The organism is Marinomonas maritima (genome assembly GCF_024435075.2).
Classification (GTDB): Bacteria; Pseudomonadota; Gammaproteobacteria; order Pseudomonadales; family Marinomonadaceae; genus Marinomonas; species Marinomonas maritima.
Window position 1 is genome coordinate 1161572 of record NZ_JAMZEG020000002.1, and the last position, 18578, is coordinate 1180149.

Annotated in this window: 17 protein-coding genes and 11 tRNA genes; 3 read left to right on the forward strand and 25 right to left on the reverse strand. The window is 42.7% G+C overall.

Annotated features, from left to right (window positions below; translation table 11 throughout):
• Nucleotides 1–18 precede the first annotated feature (18 nt).
• The 18 genes from M3I01_RS11435 to thrS form a co-directional block, all read right to left on the reverse strand.
• Nucleotides 19–94, reverse strand: a tRNA-Val gene (locus tag M3I01_RS11435).
• Between the two features lie 57 nt (nt 95–151).
• Nucleotides 152–228, reverse strand: a tRNA-Asp gene (locus M3I01_RS11440).
• A 50-nt stretch (nt 229–278) separates the two neighbouring features.
• Nucleotides 279–354, reverse strand: a tRNA-Val gene (locus M3I01_RS11445).
• 58 nt (nt 355–412) lie between these two features.
• Nucleotides 413–489: transfer RNA gene (locus M3I01_RS11450), tRNA-Asp, on the reverse strand.
• Between the two features lie 50 nt (nt 490–539).
• A tRNA-Val gene (locus tag M3I01_RS11455) sits at nt 540–615 on the reverse strand.
• Nucleotides 616–662: 47 nt separating this feature from the next.
• Nucleotides 663–738 (reverse strand) — tRNA-Thr (locus tag M3I01_RS11460).
• A gap of 47 nt (nt 739–785) precedes the next feature.
• Nucleotides 786–861 (reverse strand) — tRNA-Thr (locus tag M3I01_RS11465).
• Between the two features lie 48 nt (nt 862–909).
• Nucleotides 910–985: transfer RNA gene (locus M3I01_RS11470), tRNA-Thr, on the reverse strand.
• 48 nt (nt 986–1033) lie between these two features.
• Nucleotides 1034–1109: transfer RNA gene (locus M3I01_RS11475), tRNA-Thr, on the reverse strand.
• 53 nt (nt 1110–1162) lie between these two features.
• Nucleotides 1163–1238, reverse strand: a tRNA-Thr gene (locus M3I01_RS11480).
• A gap of 13 nt (nt 1239–1251) precedes the next feature.
• Nucleotides 1252–1328: transfer RNA gene (locus M3I01_RS11485), tRNA-Pro, on the reverse strand.
• 276 nt (nt 1329–1604) lie between these two features.
• Nucleotides 1605–1901 carry an integration host factor subunit alpha gene (locus M3I01_RS11490; protein ID WP_112139407.1) on the reverse strand — a complete coding sequence of 99 codons (297 nt, stop codon included), beginning with the start codon at nt 1899–1901 and terminating at the stop codon, nt 1605–1607.
• Between the two features lie 4 nt (nt 1902–1905).
• Nucleotides 1906–4290 (reverse strand): phenylalanine--tRNA ligase subunit beta, encoded by a 2385-nt coding sequence (gene pheT / locus M3I01_RS11495; RefSeq protein ID WP_275565077.1) that lies wholly within the window; start codon nt 4288–4290, stop codon nt 1906–1908.
• 22 nt (nt 4291–4312) lie between these two features.
• Nucleotides 4313–5308, reverse strand: a complete 996-nt coding sequence (pheS, locus tag M3I01_RS11500; RefSeq protein WP_255895998.1) for a phenylalanine--tRNA ligase subunit alpha — start codon at nt 5306–5308, stop codon at nt 4313–4315.
• 129 nt (nt 5309–5437) lie between these two features.
• A complete protein-coding gene (rplT, locus tag M3I01_RS11505) occupies nt 5438–5794 on the reverse strand; it encodes a 50S ribosomal protein L20 (protein ID WP_112139413.1) in 357 nt (118 codons plus the stop codon).
• A 46-nt stretch (nt 5795–5840) separates the two neighbouring features.
• A complete protein-coding gene (gene rpmI, locus M3I01_RS11510; protein WP_255895999.1) occupies nt 5841–6035 on the reverse strand; it encodes a 50S ribosomal protein L35 in 195 nt (64 codons plus the stop codon).
• Nucleotides 6036–6127: 92 nt separating this feature from the next.
• Complete coding sequence (gene infC / locus M3I01_RS11515; RefSeq protein ID WP_255896000.1) at nt 6128–6661, reverse strand: translation initiation factor IF-3; 534 nt, start codon at nt 6659–6661, stop codon at nt 6128–6130.
• Nucleotides 6662–6669: 8 nt separating this feature from the next.
• Nucleotides 6670–8607 carry a threonine--tRNA ligase gene (gene thrS, locus M3I01_RS11520; RefSeq protein WP_255896001.1) on the reverse strand — a complete coding sequence of 646 codons (1938 nt, stop codon included), beginning with the start codon at nt 8605–8607 and terminating at the stop codon, nt 6670–6672.
• Between the two features lie 240 nt (nt 8608–8847).
• On the opposite strand from thrS, the gene M3I01_RS11525 reads away from it, so the two are divergent.
• Together M3I01_RS11525 and M3I01_RS11530 are read left to right on the forward strand one after the other, a co-directional pair.
• Nucleotides 8848–9474 (forward strand): O-methyltransferase, encoded by a 627-nt coding sequence (locus M3I01_RS11525; RefSeq protein ID WP_255896002.1) that lies wholly within the window; start codon nt 8848–8850, stop codon nt 9472–9474.
• 94 nt (nt 9475–9568) lie between these two features.
• Nucleotides 9569–10267: a GIY-YIG nuclease family protein gene (locus tag M3I01_RS11530; protein WP_275565078.1), complete on the forward strand. Its 699-nt coding sequence runs from the start codon at nt 9569–9571 to the stop codon at nt 10265–10267.
• An 83-nt stretch (nt 10268–10350) separates the two neighbouring features.
• Here the strand turns inward: M3I01_RS11530 and M3I01_RS11535 are convergent, their stop codons facing one another.
• The 4 genes from M3I01_RS11535 to ppiC all read right to left on the reverse strand — a co-directional run bounded on the left by M3I01_RS11535 (nt 10351) and on the right by ppiC (nt 13167).
• Nucleotides 10351–11697 carry a class II 3-deoxy-7-phosphoheptulonate synthase gene (locus M3I01_RS11535; protein ID WP_255896005.1) on the reverse strand — a complete coding sequence of 449 codons (1347 nt, stop codon included), beginning with the start codon at nt 11695–11697 and terminating at the stop codon, nt 10351–10353.
• A gap of 43 nt (nt 11698–11740) precedes the next feature.
• Nucleotides 11741–12352 (reverse strand): helix-turn-helix domain-containing protein, encoded by a 612-nt coding sequence (locus tag M3I01_RS11540; protein ID WP_255896006.1) that lies wholly within the window; start codon nt 12350–12352, stop codon nt 11741–11743.
• A gap of 83 nt (nt 12353–12435) precedes the next feature.
• A complete protein-coding gene (locus tag M3I01_RS11545; protein WP_255896007.1) occupies nt 12436–12864 on the reverse strand; it encodes a TIGR01244 family sulfur transferase in 429 nt (142 codons plus the stop codon).
• A 24-nt stretch (nt 12865–12888) separates the two neighbouring features.
• Nucleotides 12889–13167: a peptidylprolyl isomerase PpiC gene (gene ppiC, locus M3I01_RS11550; protein ID WP_112139429.1), complete on the reverse strand. Its 279-nt coding sequence runs from the start codon at nt 13165–13167 to the stop codon at nt 12889–12891.
• A 139-nt stretch (nt 13168–13306) separates the two neighbouring features.
• Between ppiC and M3I01_RS11555 the strand changes: the two genes are divergently transcribed.
• The gene (locus M3I01_RS11555; RefSeq protein WP_255896008.1) at nt 13307–14104 is read left to right on the forward strand and encodes a response regulator transcription factor; all 798 of its coding nucleotides are present in this window, start codon (nt 13307–13309) and stop codon (nt 14102–14104) included.
• 60 nt (nt 14105–14164) lie between these two features.
• On the opposite strand, the gene mutT is transcribed toward M3I01_RS11555, so the two are convergent.
• From mutT to secA, 3 genes are read right to left on the reverse strand one after another with little or no spacing between them, the layout of a single operon-like run.
• On the reverse strand, nt 14165–14545 hold the full coding sequence (gene mutT, locus M3I01_RS11560) for an 8-oxo-dGTP diphosphatase MutT (protein WP_255896137.1): 381 nt from the start codon (nt 14543–14545) through the stop codon (nt 14165–14167).
• A gap of 5 nt (nt 14546–14550) precedes the next feature.
• Nucleotides 14551–15771 carry a bifunctional glutamate N-acetyltransferase/amino-acid acetyltransferase ArgJ gene (gene argJ, locus M3I01_RS11565; RefSeq protein WP_255896009.1) on the reverse strand — a complete coding sequence of 407 codons (1221 nt, stop codon included), beginning with the start codon at nt 15769–15771 and terminating at the stop codon, nt 14551–14553.
• A 15-nt stretch (nt 15772–15786) separates the two neighbouring features.
• The gene (gene secA / locus M3I01_RS11570; RefSeq protein ID WP_255896010.1) at nt 15787–18489 is read right to left on the reverse strand and encodes a preprotein translocase subunit SecA; all 2703 of its coding nucleotides are present in this window, start codon (nt 18487–18489) and stop codon (nt 15787–15789) included.
• Between the last annotated feature and the right edge of the window lie 89 nt (nt 18490–18578).

An 18578-nucleotide genomic window follows, 5' to 3' on the forward strand; every position in this document is an offset into this window, starting at 1 on the left:
AGCCCACTGTCTAGTAAGTGGTGGGTGTGGAGAGGTTCGAACTCCCGACATTCGCCTTGTAAGGGCGACGCTCTCCCAACTGAGCTACACACCCGTTTGTAAAACGGTAACGCTTTGCCATTGAGCACATTGCTATAAAAACAACATGAAATGGCGGAATGGACGGGACTCGAACCCGCGACCCCCTGCGTGACAGGCAGGTATTCTAACCAACTGAACTACCACTCCAACACAATCTAGTACTTTTGCTTGTTTGACCAAGCCCACTGTCTAGTTAGTGGTGGGTGTGGAGAGGTTCGAACTCCCGACATTCGCCTTGTAAGGGCGACGCTCTCCCAACTGAGCTACACACCCGCTTGTAAAAACGGTAACGCTTTGCCATTGAGCACATTGCTATAAAAACAACATGAAATGGCGGAATGGACGGGACTCGAACCCGCGACCCCCTGCGTGACAGGCAGGTATTCTAACCAACTGAACTACCACTCCAACACGATCTAGTACTTTTGCTTGTTTGACCAAGCCCACTGTCTAGTAAGTGGTGGGTGTGGAGAGGTTCGAACTCCCGACATTCGCCTTGTAAGGGCGACGCTCTCCCAACTGAGCTACACACCCGCTTGTTACCTAACATCAATAAACACGTACTTTACTTAGTAAAGTCGTGGTGCCGCCACCAAGAGTCGAACTCGGGACCCTCTGATTACAAGTCAGATGCTCTACCAACTGAGCTATAGCGGCATTACATGACGCAGCTCACTTTTATATAAACTTCTTTTAAGAAGAAGTGGTGCCGCCACCAAGAGTCGAACTCGGGACCCTCTGATTACAAGTCAGATGCTCTACCAACTGAGCTATAGCGGCATTACATGACGCAGTTCACTTTTTATATAAACTTCTTTTAAAAAGAAGTGGTGCCGCCACCAAGAGTCGAACTCGGGACCCTCTGATTACAAGTCAGATGCTCTACCAACTGAGCTATAGCGGCATTACATGACGCAGTTCACTTTTTATATAAACTTCTTTTAAAAAGAAGTGGTGCCGCCACCAAGAGTCGAACTCGGGACCCTCTGATTACAAGTCAGATGCTCTACCAACTGAGCTATAGCGGCTTTAATAAAAGCAAAATCTTTTTTTATCCTACAAGAGGACTATGACCAAAAAATGGTGCCGCCACCAAGAGTCGAACTCGGGACCCTCTGATTACAAGTCAGATGCTCTACCAACTGAGCTATAGCGGCATTTCTCAAGTTTTGGTCGGGACGGCAGGATTTGAACCTGCGACCACTAACACCCCATGCTAGTGCGCTACCAGGCTGCGCTACGCCCCGATGCAGACAACAACTATGTCGCTGTCAGCGGGGGCGTATATTACTATAACGAATTGAAAAGGGAAGACTTTTATATATTTTTTTTTGATTTAATCACGCAATAACAATTAAATAGATACATCGCTTAAACATTGATCTAAGTATCATTCCTCTTAACTCTTCAATAGCAACGAGATAAGACACCCCACCAATCAAACCAATATAAAAAGCAGCATTAAAGGACAGCTAGACACAAAAAAACCATCCAAAATGGATGGTTTTTTAAAAAAAGAAAAACTATTCTTGCATATAGTCTTCTACTTTTGACTTAAGCTTTTGCCCTGGCCGAAAAGTAACTACCGTACGTGCAGTAATTGGGATCTCTTCTCCCGTTTTAGGGTTTCGACCTGGACGCTGACTTTTTTCACGCACTTCAAAATTTCCAAAGCCAGACAACTTAACTTGCTGCCGCTCTATTAGTGAATTACGTACGACATCAAAAAAATCTTCAACCAAGTCTTTTGCGTCTTTTTTACTCAGACCAATTGAATCCACTAAATTTTCAGCAAGGTCCGCTTTTGTCAACGACCCCATAAATCTACCCCCTTACAACGGCGCCCAACTGATCAAACAACGCCGCTACAGTTTGTTCGACAGAGTTGTTCACTTCTTCATCACTAAGAGTGTGTGAAGGATGCTGCCACGTCAAGCCCAAAGCGACACTTTTTTTCGATTCATCAATACCTTGGCCCTGATAAACATCAAACACCAAGACACTTTTAAGCGCATCACCTGCAGAACTCAAAATCACTTTTTCTAACTCACTTACAGCAACAGCACGATCAACCAACAAGGCCAAATCACGACGCACTTCAGGGAATTTAGAAACTGCTTTATATTCAGGTAAAGAAGCCTGCAGTACGGCCGACAAGGCAATGTCAAAAACATATAAAGGCTGATTAGCCCCTAATTCTTTAGACAACTGAGGATGCAGCTCACCTATTACACCAACAAACTCGCCATCAACAAAAATATCAGCTGAACGACCTGGATGAAGAAAAACACAACCAGACGGCTCGTAACTCGGCTTGCCACCATCATTCAACGCAAACAACGCTTCAACGTGTGACTTAAGGTCATAAAAATCAACCTTCTCACTATTATGATACCAAGCTTCAGCATCACGAGACCCTGCAATCAGACCAGAAATTTGCTGCTGCTGATCTAACTTATCTAAGGCATCTACAGAACCAATGAAACGACGCCCTGTCTCAAACAAACGCACACGAGACTGCTGACGATTTTGATTATGCAGATAAGCTCTTACCAACCCCGGCACCAAACTAGGACGCATAACGCCCATGTCAGCAGAAATCGGATTCGCCAGTGGCACAGGCTCTATCTCAGGCAAAAACTGCTTACTTAAGACTGGATCAATAAAACTGTATGTCACCGCCTCCTGATAACCCTGAGACACTAGAATGGATCGCAATACTTGAATTTGAGCTTTCGTCTCAGACAAAGGTGTAAAATCCACCGCCGCCTGAGGCATAGAAGATGGAAGATTATCATAGCCATAAATACGCGCCACTTCTTCGATCAAATCCGCTTCAATAGCAATATCAAAACGATGAGATGGCGCTCTGGTCAGCCAAGCCTCATCCGTTACCTCAATCATCTCCAAACCAAGACGAGTCAGAATATCCGTCACAAGGTCTTTATCAATCGACATAGCCAAATATTGATCGAGCTTCTTACGACGCAAAGCCACCACTGCCGCCTCTGGCAATGACGCTTCATTTAACGCATGAGTAATAGGACCAACTTGACCGCCTGCAATCTCAACAACCAATGCTGTCGCACGCTCAATCGCTCGCTCTTGTAGTGTTGCGTCGACACCGCGCTCAAATCGATGAGACGAATCGGTATGTAAACCATAAGAACGCGCCTTACCCGCCAAAGACAATGGTGTAAAGAAAGCACTCTCAAGAAAAATATCCTTCGTTTCTTCGTTAACCCCAGACCCTTCACCACCCATCACTCCAGCAATAGCTAGCGGTGTTTTTTCATCGGCGATAACCAAAGTGTCATTACGAAGCGTTACTTCCTGACCATCAAGCAAGACGATTTTTTCATCTTTATTGGCCATTCGAACAATAATTGAACCCGATAAATTTGCTAAGTCAAAGGCATGCATCGGCTGACCCAACTCAAGCATCACATAATTCGTTATATCTACAATTGGGTCTATAGAACGAATCCCACTACGACGAAGCTTCTCAACCATCCACAAAGGAGTCTTAGCTTTCACATCGACACCACGCACGACACGGCCTAAATAACGAGGGCAAGCATCCATCGCATCCACTCGTACGGGGAAAGCATCATCAATAGCGACATAAGCCGGGGCAACCTTAACAGGCGTCACATCAACCTTGTTTAAAACTCCCACTTCACGTGCCAAGCCAGCAACACTTAAACAGTCACTGCGATTAGGCGTTAAATCAACATCAATAATCTGATCATCAAGCCCTAAAAAAGCACGAAAATCTTCGCCAGCCTTTGCAGATGATGGTAATTCCATAATACCGTCATGGTCATCACTCAAACCCAACTCAGAGGCAGAGCACAACATACCAAACGATTCAACTTGACGAAGTTTGGCTTTTTTAATTTTGAAATCTGCGCCTAATACGGCACCGATTTTTGCAAAGGGGATCTTAATACCGGCACGCGCATTCGGTGCACCACAAACCACTTGAAAAACTTCTATGCCATCAGACACCTGACAAACTTGCAGTTTATCGGCATTTGGGTGAGGCTCAGCGCTGATAATCTCACCTACCACCACACCTAAAAACTCAGAGGCAACAGGTAAAACTTCATCTACTTCAAGGCCAGCCAGAGTAATTTGAGCCACCAAATCATCACTACTAATACTTGGATTGACCCACTCTCTTAACCAATTCTCACTAACTTTCATAAAAACATCCTAGGTCGAGGGGTTACTTGAACTGCTTAAGAAAACGCAAATCGTTCTCAAAGAACATACGCAAGTCTTCTACTTTATATCGCAACATAGCAAATCGCTCGACCCCCATACCAAAAGCAAAGCCCGTGTATTTCTCTGAGTCGATACCCGACATTTCTAGCACTTTAGGATGAACCATGCCGCACCCCAAGACCTCTAACCACGATTCTTCACCTTTACTGTTGGTGCGCATGATATCCACTTCAATAGAAGGTTCAGTAAATGGAAAATAACTAGGGCGGAAACGCACTTTCAAATCATCTTCAAAGAAGACATTCAAAAACTGCTGCAGGATACCTTTTAGATCAGCGAAAGAAATATTTTCGTCAATCAACAAACCTTCTACCTGATGAAACATTGGTGTATGCGTTTGATCTGAATCACAACGATAAACACGACCTGGACAGATAATTCTAATAGGAGGCTGGGTCGTTTCCATTGTGCGCACTTGAACAGGTGATGTATGCGTTCTTAATACTGTCGTTGGATTGAAGTAAAAAGTATCTTGCATAGCGCGCGCCGGATGATGCGCAGGAATATTCAAGGCTTCAAAGTTGTGATAATCATCTTCAATTTCTGGCCCTTCAGCCACATCAAAACCAATCCCCCGAAAAAAGGTTTCTATACGCTCCATCGTACGAGTCACGGGATGTAAACCACCCACCTCTTGACCCTTACCAGATAGAGAAACATCGATAGTCTCAGTCGCCAGCTTGGCATTCAAAGCGGCCTTAGCTAACGCGGCTTTGCGTTCGGTGATCTTTTCTTGAACTTGCCCTTTGGCTTCATTCACCAGCTGACCAAATTTTGGCCGATCCTCTGCAGAAACACTACCAAGCTGTTTCAACAAAGTGGTCAGAGCGCCCTTCTTTCCCAAATAATGCACACGTACATCATCCAGAGCGGACTCACTCTCAGACGCAGCCACTGCGCTAAGCGCATCAGCAAGAATCTGCTTTAGGTTCTCCATTTACACACTCCAAAAAATAAAATAGGGGAAGGACCGTTGGCCCTTCCCCTATCAAAGACTGCATTGAATCATTCGTTCTATTAAGACTATATCTTTCAAGACCGAATCACTCTAAGGCTACGTCAGAAATTAAGCCAAGCTTGCTTTCGCTTTTTCAACGATTGCAGCAAAAACTTCTTTCTCGTACACAGCTAGGTCAGCCAAAACCTTACGGTCAATTTCAATTGCAGCTTGTTTCAAGCCAGCAATGAAACGGCTGTAAGACAGACCATTGATACGTGCAGCAGCGTTAATACGAGCAATCCACAAAGCGCGGAATTGACGTTTACGCTGACGACGGTCACGGTACTGATACTGACCAGCTTTGATAACAGCTTGTTTTGCTACACGAAATACACGACTACGTGCACCGTAATAACCTTTAGCTTGCTTTAAAATCTTCTTGTGACGGCGACGAGCCTGAACACCACGTTTTACGCGAGGCATAATATAAACCTTATACTAATAAATTAATGAACTAAAAAATCTAGACCTAGATGTATGGCAACATGCGTACAATTAACGCTTTGTCACTTTGCGCAATCTTCTTCATAGTACGAAGATGACGCTTACGCTTAGTCGATTTCTTAGTCAAAATATGACTAGTATGAGACTGCTTATGCTTAAAACCATTCGCGGTACGTTTGAAGCGCTTAGCTGCGCCACTGTGTGACTTAATTTTGGACATGATAAAACCACTCTCGCATTCGTTAATGTTAGTGTAATTTCCTAAGAATACGATTCTTAAAACCTAAGTTTATAAAATCGCATTATTTAAAATCACTTCTTCTTTTTGGGGCCTAGCACCATAGTCAATTGACGACCTTCCATTTTCGCAGCTTGCTCTACTGCACCATACTCCTCTAAGTCTATAGCGACTCGATTCATAAGTTGCATACCAAGCTCCTGATGGGCCATTTCACGACCGCGGTATCTTAACGACACCTTGGCCTTATCCCCGCCTTCAAGGAAACGTATCAGGTTGCGGAGTTTTACCTGATAATCCCCTTCCTCCGTCCCTGGACGGAATTTCATTTCTTTAACCTGAATCTGCTTCGCATTTTTCTTTTGAGCCGCTTTCGCTTTCTTTAGCTCAAAAATATGCTTGCCGTAGTCCATGATTTTACAAACAATCGGATCTGAATCAGCAATTTGCACCAGGTCAAGCGTCGCATCTTGTGCTGCTTTAAGTGCCTCTTCAAGCGAGACAACGCCAACTTGTTCACCGTCGACAGCAATTAAGCGCACTTCGGTAGCTCGAATATTCTCGTTGATTAGAGGACGCTGCTTACTAGCGGTACGTCCACGATTCATATTACCTTTTATAGTACTATCTCCACTTCTTGTTTACGGCTACGGCGAGCAACTTCTTTTTGAAGCAAACCTTCAAAATCAGAAAGACTCATCACTCCAAGATCTTCACCAGCACGAGTTCGAACGGCAACTTGTTGCTGCTCAACCTCCTTATCTCCAACAACGATCATGTATGGGACTCGTTGAAGTGTATGCTCGCGAATTTTAAACCCGATCTTCTCGTTTCTCAAGTCAAGTTTTGCTCTAAAGCCATTTGAATTTAATCTTTTTGCCAAATCAGAACAATAGTCTGCTTGGCGATCTGTAATGTTCATGATAACAACTTGTTCGGGTGCAAGCCAGACAGGAAACGCACCTTCTGTCTCTTCAATCAAAATACCAATGAAACGCTCAAGTGAACCCACTATTGCTCGGTGCAACATAACTGGCGTTTGGCGCGAACCATCTTCTGAGACATATTGTGCACTCAAACGAGTCGGCATAGAAAAATCAACCTGAATGGTACCACACTGCCACACACGTCCAATGGCATCTTTCAAAGAAAACTCAATTTTAGGCCCATAAAATGCGCCTTCTCCTGGCAACTCTTCCCAGTCAAGCCCAGCCGAATCCAATGCATGAGCTAAGGCTTTTTCAGACTTATCCCATACTTCATCAGATCCAACCCGCTGCTCTGGACGAGTAGACAATCGATAAATAATATTATCAAAACCAAAGTCAGCATAAACCTCATGTAACAAATCAATAAACTCAGACACTTCTTGCTGAATCTGACCTTCTGTTACAAAAATATGACCATCGTCTTGTACAAAGTTACGAACCCGCATTATACCATGTAAAGCACCAGAAGGCTCATTACGGTGACAAGAGCCAAACTCTGCCATTCGAAACGGCAAATCACGGTAACTCTTCAACCCCTGGTTATAAACCTGAATGTGACACGGACAATTCATCGGTTTTACGGCATAATCACGATTTTCAGAATGCGTAGTAAACATATTCTCGTGATACTTACCCCAGTGCCCAGACTTTTCCCAAAGCACTCGGTCAACAATCTGCGGCGTTTTTACTTCTTGATAGTCATTATCAAGCTGCTTTTGCCGCATATATTGTTCAACAGCTTGATACAAGCGCCATCCCTTAGGATGCCAAAACACCATTCCAGGCGCTTCTTCTTGAAGATGAAAAAGATCTAACTTCTTACCTAATTTACGATGATCACGCTTTTCAGCCTCCTCAATACGAGTCAAATAGGCTTTCAATTCTTTTTTGTCATTCCAAGCTGTACCATAAATACGCTGTAGCATTTCATTATTGGAGTCACCGCGCCAATAAGCACCCGCCAACTTCGTCAACTTGAAATGACGCAATACACGAGTGTTTGGCACATGAGGACCACGACACATATCCATATATTCTTCGTGACGATATAAGCCAACCTCTTTTACAGACTGATCCATGCCGTCAATCAAGGCAACTTTATAGGTTTCTCCGCGATCAACGAATTGCTGACGAGCATCCGCAACTGGAGTCATTTTCTTTACAACATCGTAATCCGTTTTAACCAATTCACCCATACGCTTTTCAATGGCAGCTAAGTCGTCTGGCGTAAAAGGGCGCTCATAAGCGATATCGTAATAAAAACCCTCACCTATCACGGGCCCGATTGCCATTTCTGCGGTGGGATACAACTGCTTAACAGCGTGACCAACAAGATGCGCAAATGAATGGCGAATGATCTCGACACCATCGTCATCTTTTCCAGTAACGATGCTCAATTTGGCATCGTCTGAAATGAGCTCACAAGCATCGACCAGAATGCCATTTATACGACCAGCCACAGTCGCTTTTGCAAGACCAGGGCCGATATCCTCAGCCACCTGCATAACAGTTACTGGGTTTGAAAAAGAGCGTTGACTGCCATCAGGCAAAGTAATTACAGGCATTTTATTCCCCTATCGGAGTCAGTGGTGCTCCATACTAAAGAGCACATGTAAATTTCAGCGCATAAATTATCATTTTTCGATTATTCATGCGAATCTAATTTAAATAACGCTATTATTGTACGCACTATGGCTATTCGCAAAAATCAAGGCCTTTTTATCTCATTCAGCCATAGACATTCTCTGCATGCAGAGTAAAATTACCCTCTGTTTTGCATAGACTTCTATTTACTGAAAGGCCGTATGGATTCCAACAATCTTGATAACTACTGTATTGAGACCACTCAATCAGAACCCGACCTATTAATCGAACTGGTTGAAAAGACCTATTCGGACATGGGTTACCCTAATAAGTTATCGGGAAAAACCATTGGCCGTACGTTGAAGCTTCTAGCAAGGATCGCACAACCTAAACGAGCTCTCGAGATTGGCATGTTTACAGGCTATTCAGCACTATCAATAGCTGAAGGGATGCCAAATGACAGTGAGCTCATTTGTTGCGAAACAAACCCAAGAGCCATTGAGTTTGCTCAATCTTTTTTTGATCGCAGCGCACATGGCAAGAAAATCAAACCGATTTTTGGCCCTGCGCTAGATACGATCAAATCCCTTGAAGGGGAATTTGACTTTGTCTTTATTGATGCTGATAAACGCAATTACCTGAACTATTACGAAGCCGTTTTACCGCTTGTTAGATCTGGTGGCCTTATTATTATTGATAACTCCTTATGGCAAGGAAGAGTTCTAGCCCCAAAAGAAAACAGCGATATCGCTGTCAACCAAGTCAACCGCTTAATTGCGCAAGACAAACGAGTTGAGAATGTTCATCTGAATGTTCGCGACGGTCTTAACATCGTCGTAAAACACTAACCCTATTTCTTATAAGCCCCATTCGCCTTTGGGTCACCTCAGGCGAATGGGGCTTATGTGCTATTAAAAAGATATTACGCAAGAGGCAACGATTTTGGTCGTTTTTAAAATCACGAATAACATCTCTGGGAAGCACTATATTGGTACTTCTTTCAACAGCGGCTTCCAACGTTTTGAGCAATACATTGAAGCAACGAACGAAGGCCTAGATTTCCCCTTATACAATGACATTAGGGAAAGTGGTGTTGAAGCATTCACGGTTGAAGAGCTGTTTGAAACCAGCGACAAGCAAGAACTATATGAATTAGAAACAGACTATATTTCTATTTATAACGGCGAAAGCTTACGTGGCTACAAAATAGCCCAGACAGCTGAAAAAGCCGCCAACCTAAACACAGGTAAAAAAGCACTTTTTGATGCCAATGGCGTATCAACGGCAGAACAACCTAAAAAAACAAGAAAAGCCGCTGTTAAAAAGACCGTAGCGCTCCCAAAAAAAACACTTGAGCCAACACCAACCGCTCACGCCTTCTTTGGAGAGCTCATTGGTGAAGAAAGACTAGACACTCCTACTACTATAGTAACGGAGAAAAAAAAAGCACCAGCTCGAACAAAAAGCAAAGCTAGCACTCAAAAAATGCTGAATGAGGCTGAAAAAACATCAAAAAAAGAACGCGAAGATAAGCTAAAAGCTCAGCAACAGGCCGAGGCAGAAGAAATGGCTCTGATCATGGCAAAAATTGATGTCACCTCCAAATCAGCAACCTCTGCATTTCGCAGACGAAAAAGTTAAGTGATATAAGAGAAACAAAAAAACCAGTTGATTACTCAACTGGTTTTTTTATTTAAACACTTTAACGCCTTATCATAGCCTACCTATGACCTAGCCTTCTTAAGCGTCTCAGAGATCATAAAAGCCAACTCTAAAGATTGATCCGCATTCAGACGAGGATCACAATGAGTGTGGTAACGGTCCGCCAAATCAGCTTCCGTCACTTCAAAAGAACCACCAACACATTCTGTTACATTTTGACCAGTCATCTCAAAATGTACACCACCTGCATAGCTACCTTCTGCACTATGAACCTGAAAGAACTGCTGAACCTCTCTTAAGATGTCATCAACACGACGCGTTTTATAGCCCGTTGATGCCTTAACCGTGTTTCCATGCATTGGATCGCTACTCCAAACCACATTCTTGCCTTCTTTCTGAATGGCTTGAATCAGCTTAGGCATTCCGCTCTCAACTTTATCAGCGCCCATACGAACAATCACATTCAAACGGCCCGGCTCATTTTTAGGATTTAACACATCACACAAACGCACTAAATCTTCAGGATCCATTGATGGACCTGCTTTTACACCAATAGGATTTTGAACACCACGTAAGAATTCAACATGCGCCCCATCTAGCTGACGAGTACGATCACCAATCCAAAGCATATGCGCAGAACAATCAAACCAATCACCAGTCAAGCTATCCTGACGAGTAAGCGCCTGCTCATATGGCAACAGCAACGCCTCATGGGAGGTATAAAAGTCGGTTTCCTTTAACTGAGCCAAACCTGGACCAATGCCGCACGCCTCCATAAACTGCAAAGCATCATCAATTTTTCCAGCAACACTATGAAAACGACTGCCCGCAGGACTGACATTTAAAAAGTCCAAGTTCCATTGATGAACTTGGTGTAAATCAGCGAAACCACCTTGAGCAAACGCTCGAAGTAAATTCATCGTAGACGCACTTTGATTATAAACCTGTACCAAGCGCTCTGGATCAGGAACCCTAGCCTTCTCATTGAAATCGATACCATTAATAATATCACCGCGATAGCTCGGCAACTCAACACCATCGATCACCTCTAAGCCTGCAGATCTAGGTTTGGCAAATTGTCCAGCCATACGGCCAACCTTTACAACAGGACATTTTCCCGCATAAGTAAGGACAACCGCCATCTGCAACATAACCTTAAAGGTGTCACGAATATTATTAGCATGGAATTCAGCAAAACTTTCAGCACAATCACCACCTTGTAACAGAAATGATTGCCCATTAGCAACTTGAGCTAATGCCTTTTTAAGCTGACGAGCTTCACCTGCAAAAACAAGAGGAGGCATTTTTCCCAATGCAACCTCGACCTGAGCAAGATGCTCCGCACTAGGATAAACCGGCTGCTGAAGCGCCGTTTTTTCTTTCCAGCTTGTTAGTTCCCACTGTTTCATAATCTTCTACAACCTTTTTCTACAAATCATTTTTTAATATTTACTAACGAGCAACAACCCAAAGTATTTCAGCGTCTTTTACTGACAACGAAACAACCGCATGTCCCATAGTGGCGTCATAATATACACTATCACCCTCCCTCAGCTCTATCGGCTCATAAAGCTCAGTGAAAAAATTAATCTTACCCTGTAACACCAAGAGAAATTCCTCACCATCATGGCGAACCCATTCCTTAAACTCAGAAAAAGATCGAGCCCGAACTTTTGTTTTAAAGGGCACCATTTTTTTACGACTAATCGAATAATTTAAAAGTTCATGCTCATACGTAGCCGTAGGGTGAGGCTCTCCTTTTCCTTTATGAGTAATATCCCTCCTCCCCGCAATAGAGTGCTCACTCGCCTCAACAAAAAGCTGTGGTAAATCCATTTCCAACCCATTAATTAACTTTTGAACAATAGTAAAGCTTGGCGAAACCTGATCATTCTCAATTTTTGAAAGCGTTGAACGAGCAATACCTGTTCTTTTACCCACCTCCTCAAGCGTCCAGCCTTTCGCAAGACGGATTTCCTTTACACGCTTACCTAGCTCTAACGGCTCGACAAAGCGATCAGGGTCTGAAGCTGTGGCTGTTTCTAATGACGGACGGCTAACCATAATTCTCCAACACTACCTTTTAAAGAAAACACAACTAAAAAACGACAAACCAAATAGTAAGAAAACCCAATCGCCTAAGAATACTAACTTTTCAATAAAGGCTTCATGACCACTATACACCGAGAAAGATCAAAACCCTTTCCAGCAACTTGTGACATCAAGTCATTATAATCACCGCCTTTCCCGCTCTCCAACAACACCCACAAAACTGAGGATCGAGTTCCAGTCCTACAAAAAGCCAATGTTTTTTTATTCTCAGCCAGAGAATTACTTTGAAAATCAACCTGCTCTTGCGACAGCTTAGCCAAATCAATTGGATTATTTACATACTCCATTCCCAACGCTTCGGTTGCGTTACGAATACTTTCACCTAGTGGCTGATCATCCGACTCCGCTTCAGGACGATTATTAATAATCCTTTCAAACCCTTTCGATTTAAGAGCGGCAACTTCCTCTATAAGAAGCTGAGGAGCAACGAAATAAAACTCGTCGAGTTGAATTGGATGGCTCATAACTACTTACCCTTTGAAATTAATTTAAGAGCGGTATAACACCTTAATAAGATGAAAACCAAACTGTGTTTTTATCGGCCCCTGCACTTTAAATAAAGGCCCACCAAAGACAGCTTTGTCAAAGGCCGGCACCATATCACCCTTGCGAAACTCCCCAAGATCTCCACCTTTTTTACCCGAAGGACAGGTAGAAAATTGTTTAGCTAACTTATGGAAATCGGCCCCTTTATCCAACTTAACCTTTAAGGAATCCGCTTCTACCTTTGTTTTTACCAAAATATGACACGCACTTGCCGTCGACATCCGAACTCCTATTACTCAATTTAACTAGATAAAACATGTTAACCTATTTAGTATAATGGGATTAACTAAAAGCTATGATTAATCTTAAAAAAGTATCGGCGCAAAAGCAGTATCAACACCAATAATAGGCGACCTTAACATGAGCAATTATGCAGCAATCGGCGACCTCTCCTTTCTCCTTGTAGAACCTTCTGACACCCAAAAGAAAATCATCACTAAAGCCTTAGAAGAAGCAGGCATCAAACAAATTGAGTACGCGAATAACATTGAAGAAACCATGTCATCGCTATCTTCCTTTCCTCCAGACTTAGTTATTTCCTCAATGTATCTTCCTGACGGATCAGCTAATGATTTAATCGACAAAATTCGAAAAAGTGAAGAAACTGAAGGCCAGCATTTCATGCTAATTTCCAGCGAAAGAAACCGAGAACAACTAGAACATCTTAGGCAATCTGGCGTACTGGCCATATTACCAAAACCTTTCACTAAAAAAGATCTTGAACGCGCCATCCACGCAACTCTCGATCTCATTGTAGAGGAAGAGATTGACTTAGAAATGTTCGACCCAAGAACACTCCGTGTTTTAGTGACAGACGATAGCCGCATGGCGAGAAAGCACATTAGCAAAACACTTAACACAATGGGCATAGAAGACATTCAATTTGCTGAGAATGGCAAAGAAGCCATTGAATTACTTAACACAACAGAATTCGACCTTATTGTTACCGATTACAATATGCCAGAAATGGATGGCAGAGAGCTAACCGAGGCAGTTCGAAAAGACCCAGCATTAGCCCACATACCGATACTGATGGTCAGTTCAAACTCTGAAGATAGCCAACTATCAAATATCGCCCAAGAAGGAGTCGATGCTATTTGCGGAAAGCCTTTCGAGCCAGCTATCGTCAGGCAACTATTAGCAAAAATACTAAACTAAAGGCATAAAAAAAGAGCTTCAAAGGAAGCTCTTTTTAATATTAGGATATCAAAAATAAGTTCAGTAATGCGTCATTAACTCTACAACTATTTGCTTATTCGCTTCAGGAAAGCCATAAGACATCAAATCAGAAAAAGCGACCCAACGGACTTCTTGCCCTTCTTTACCAACTGGCTCACCATCAAACCCTGTAACCTTATAAAAGAATAATTCAACCAACTTATCGCCGTAATCATGAGAAATTGTTTTAAAAAAATCACACCCAGTTATAGAAATTCCACATTCTTCTTTTAACTCTCTTACCAAAGCCGTTTCTACAGATTCAGAAGCCTCACATTTTCCGCCAGGAAACTCCCACAAACCACCTTGATCCTGCTTAGAGTTCCTAAGAGCAACAAATACACTATTATCACGAAGGATAATACCAACAGCCACTTTCACTCGAATCAAGTACGATACTCCGCATTGATAGTGACGTATTCATGAGAAAAATCGGTTGTCCAGACAGTATCAGACGCCTCGCCCATTCCAAGATCAACACAAATGCGAATCTCTTGTGGCTTCATCGCCTGCTTACCATGCTCTTCAATATAATCAGGTGAGCGACAGCCATCGCGAGCAATTTCAAATCCATTAATATGCAGCTGAACTCGATCCACATCTAATCCACTAACACCAGCACGACCAACGACGGCCAAAATCCGCCCCCAGTTTGGATCTGATGCAAATAATGCGGTCTTAACTAATGGCGAATGCGCTATTTCAAAGGCTGTTTTTGTGGCGTCACTTTCGTTAACCGCACCAATAACCTCCACCGTAACAAACTTAGTAGCCCCTTCACCATCACGGACAATAGCATGAGCTAATTCTTGCATTACTTCAGTAAACGCCACAACAAAAGCTTGAGCCAGTGGCTGATCAATAGATGTGACAGCCGAATTACCAGCCATACCCGTCGCTACTGCAATACAAGAATCATTTGTTGAAGTATCACTGTCGACAGTAATGCGATTAAAGCTTTTATTCACAACACTTTTCAAAATTGCCTGGAGAACATCGACATTCATTGCAATATCGCTGCATACATAGCCCAGCATAGTCGCCATATTTGGACGAATCATGCCTGCACCTTTAGAAATACCAGCGATAGTATAAACTTTACCTTCAAATTCGAAGGTACGAATAGACCCTTTAGGTAAAGTATCGGTTGTCATAATACCAACACCCGCAGCATGCCAATTACTACCAGATAAATTAGCAAGGGCAGCAGGAATAGCTGCAATAATTTTGTCTACAGGCAAAGGCTCACCAATAACACCAGTAGAAAAAGGGAGTATAGACTCCACCCTAACATCCACCTGAGCAGCTAAAGCCTCACAAGACTTCAATGCAGCGACAAGACCAGATTTACCTGTACCAGCATTAGCGTTACCTGTATTGATCAGCAGATAACGACTACCAGCCAAACCTAAATGCTTTTGGCAAACACGAACAGGCGCTGCACAAAAAGCATTTTGAGTAAAAACACCCGCTACCGAAGCGCCTTCACATAACTCAAAGATGACAATATCTTTTTTATTAGGTTTTTTAACACCAGCTTCTGCAACACCTATTCTAACCCCTTTAATTTCTGGGATGAGAGGGAAATCGTGTAATCCTACCGCCATTTAAGCCTTCTCCAGTTAAATCAAACTACCGTGACATTGTTTATATTTTTTACCAGAGCCACACGGGCAAGGCTCGTTACGCCCTACCTTAGGTTGCTCTTGAGCTGAATTAGACTCAGAAGGTGTATCAGAAAGAGAATTCAAAGAATCATGAACCATGCTCACTGTCGTTTTTTCATCTTGCTGCCTACGAGACTCCTCTATTTTTTCAGCTTCTTCTGCAGACTGAACCTTTACGCGAGTAACAATTTGAATCACTTCAAATTTAATTTGCTCTAACAAGCCTTGAAATAACTCAAACGCTTCTCGCTTATATTCCTGCTTAGGGTTTTTTTGTGCATAACCACGTAAGTGAATACCCTGCCTAAGCATATCCATCGTCTGGAGATGCTCCTTCCAAAGCGTATCTAGAACCTGTAAAAGGACCTGTTTTTCAAAAGCTCTGAAAGGCTGGACACCAGCAATGGCTTCTTTCGCTTTATAATCATCAATAAAACTGTCAAGTATTTTTTGACGAAGTGGCTCTTCATAAAGTTTTTTATCTTCTTCTACCCATTTAGAAACTGGAAGTGTAAGGCCAAATTCATTACGAGCCTTCTCTTCTAATCCTTCAAGATCCCACATATCGAAGATACTTTGCGGAGGTATAAATTCATCAACGAGCCCTGTGACAACCACTTCCCTCATAGCAGAAATAGCGTCAGATAAATCATCAGAAACCATCATTTCAAAACGTTGACGATAAATAACCTGACGTTGATCATTTGCTACATCATCATACTCTAGCAACTGCTTACGAATATCAAAGTTACGACCCTCAACTTTCCGCTGAGCTTTTTCAATCGCATTTGAAACCATCTTGTGCTCGATAGCTTCGCCTTTCTCCATCCCAAGCGCCATCATCATTTTTTTAATGCGATCAGACATAAAAATTCGCATTAAGTTATCTTCTAATGACAAATAAAAGCGAGAAGATCCTACATCACCCTGACGACCAGCACGCCCGCGCAATTGGTTATCAATACGACGAGATTCATGCCGCTCAGTACCAATAATATGCAAACCACCTGCAGCCAAAACAGATTCGTTACGCAACTTCCAATCGGCTTTCAGAGCATCAATACTATCTTGACTAGCACCATCGCCTAGTTGAGCCAACTCAACTTGTAAATTACCACCCAGAACAATATCCGTACCACGGCCAGCCATATTTGTAGCAATAGTGACAGCACCAGGGCGACCTGCATCAGCAACCGTCTGAGCTTCACGCTCATGCTGTTTCGCATTAAGAACATTATGTTTAATATTTTTTTTAAGAAGATAATTCGACAAAAGCTCAGAATACTCAATAGACGCGGTGCCAACCAATACAGGGCGACCCTCTTTGACTATCTCTTCAATGTCCAACACAATTGCTTCGAACTTGTCTTCTGTTGACATGTAAATCAGATCATTAAAATCTTTACGCTGAACCTGACGATTCGTAGGAATAACAATAACGGTTAATCCGTAGATTTGCTGAAATTCAAACGCCTCAGTATCCGCAGTCCCTGTCATGCCAGAAAGTTTTTCATATAAACGGAAATAATTCTGGAAGGTAGTAGAGGCTAGGGTTTGGCTTTCTGCCTGAATCGTCATCCCTTCTTTTGCTTCTACAGCTTGATGAATACCTTCAGACCAACGACGACCAGCCATAGTTCGGCCAGTGTGCTCATCAACAATAACAACTTGGTCGTCCTGAATAACGTAATCTATATCTTTCTTAAAGATAACATGCGCTTTCAAACAAGCATGGACATGGTGCAATAGAGAAAGGTTACCTGCAGCATAAAGGCTTTCACCTTCACCAAGTAAACCTTGCTCTACTAACCAACCCTCAACAAAGGAGTGGCCATCTTCCGTCAGTTCAATACTTCGTTGCGATTCGTCAAAAATATAATGCCCTGTAGGCTCTTCACCTTCGCTCTCCTCTTGTTTAACTAGAAGAGGAGCAAGCATATTAATTTTACGATACTGCTCAGAACTATCTTCAACCGCACCAGATATGATAAGAGGCGTTCTAGCTTCATCTATGAGAATAGAATCGACCTCATCCACAACAGAGAAGTTTAAATCACGCTGCACACGATCCTCTAAACGAAAAACCATATTATCGCGAAGATAATCAAAACCAAATTCATTATTGGTTCCATAGGTGATATCACATAAATAGGCTGCTTTTTTCTCATCTCTATCTTGACCCGAGAAAACGACACCAACACTCATATCTAAGAATTCATAGAGAGGTCGCATCCAGTTAGCATCACGCTTAGCAAGGTAATCATTCACAGTAACAACGTGAACACCTTTTGATGACAGTGCATTTAAATAAACAGCAAGTGTGGCAACCAGCGTCTTACCCTCACCAGTACGCATTTCTGCAATTTTGCCTTCATTCAATACCATACCGCCGATAAGCTGAACGTCAAAATGACGCATCCCCATTACACGACGACTGCCTTCACGGACTACCGCAAACGCTTCAGACAAAATGGAGTCAAGCGATTCCCCTTTATCAAGACGGTCTCGAAACTCACTGGTTTTTGCAGATAAGTCATCATCCGAGAGCTTTTGAAGGGATTCTTCAAGTTGATTTATCTGTGTAACGACTTTTTTATATCGTTTCACTTCTCGGTCATTCTTTGTACCGACAATTTTTTTAATTACAGTTCCTAACATCTTGAACTCAACGTAGCCAATTAGTAATAAATAGAGTCTACCACGGTAATGTGTGACAAAACATGAAATATCAAGAACCTAAATGCAAA

What these genes read in the sequence shown, in the direction of transcription:
- thrS (WP_255896001.1), bottom strand. Translation starts at nt 8,607, where the DNA reads ATGCCTGTAATTACTTTGCCTGATGGCAGTCAACGCTCTTTTTCAAAC.
- ppiC (WP_112139429.1), bottom strand. Translation starts at nt 13,167, where the DNA reads ATGTCGACGGCAAGTGCGTGTCATATTTTGGTAAAAACAAAGGTAGAA.
- argJ (WP_255896009.1), bottom strand. Translation starts at nt 15,771, where the DNA reads ATGGCGGTAGGATTACACGATTTCCCTCTCATCCCAGAAATTAAAGGG.
- M3I01_RS11555 (WP_255896008.1), top strand. Translation starts at nt 13,307, where the DNA reads ATGAGCAATTATGCAGCAATCGGCGACCTCTCCTTTCTCCTTGTAGAA.
- secA (WP_255896010.1), bottom strand. Translation starts at nt 18,489, where the DNA reads ATGTTAGGAACTGTAATTAAAAAAATTGTCGGTACAAAGAATGACCGA.
- pheT (WP_275565077.1), bottom strand. Translation starts at nt 4,290, where the DNA reads ATGAAAGTTAGTGAGAATTGGTTAAGAGAGTGGGTCAATCCAAGTATT.
- rpmI (WP_255895999.1), bottom strand. Translation starts at nt 6,035, where the DNA reads ATGTCCAAAATTAAGTCACACAGTGGCGCAGCTAAGCGCTTCAAACGT.
- M3I01_RS11490 (WP_112139407.1), bottom strand. Translation starts at nt 1,901, where the DNA reads ATGGGGTCGTTGACAAAAGCGGACCTTGCTGAAAATTTAGTGGATTCA.
- M3I01_RS11525 (WP_255896002.1), top strand. Translation starts at nt 8,848, where the DNA reads ATGGATTCCAACAATCTTGATAACTACTGTATTGAGACCACTCAATCA.
- infC (WP_255896000.1), bottom strand. Translation starts at nt 6,661, where the DNA reads ATGAATCGTGGACGTACCGCTAGTAAGCAGCGTCCTCTAATCAACGAG.
- rplT (WP_112139413.1), bottom strand. Translation starts at nt 5,794, where the DNA reads ATGCCTCGCGTAAAACGTGGTGTTCAGGCTCGTCGCCGTCACAAGAAG.
- M3I01_RS11540 (WP_255896006.1), bottom strand. Translation starts at nt 12,352, where the DNA reads ATGGTTAGCCGTCCGTCATTAGAAACAGCCACAGCTTCAGACCCTGAT.
- M3I01_RS11545 (WP_255896007.1), bottom strand. Translation starts at nt 12,864, where the DNA reads ATGAGCCATCCAATTCAACTCGACGAGTTTTATTTCGTTGCTCCTCAG.
- M3I01_RS11535 (WP_255896005.1), bottom strand. Translation starts at nt 11,697, where the DNA reads ATGAAACAGTGGGAACTAACAAGCTGGAAAGAAAAAACGGCGCTTCAG.
- pheS (WP_255895998.1), bottom strand. Translation starts at nt 5,308, where the DNA reads ATGGAGAACCTAAAGCAGATTCTTGCTGATGCGCTTAGCGCAGTGGCT.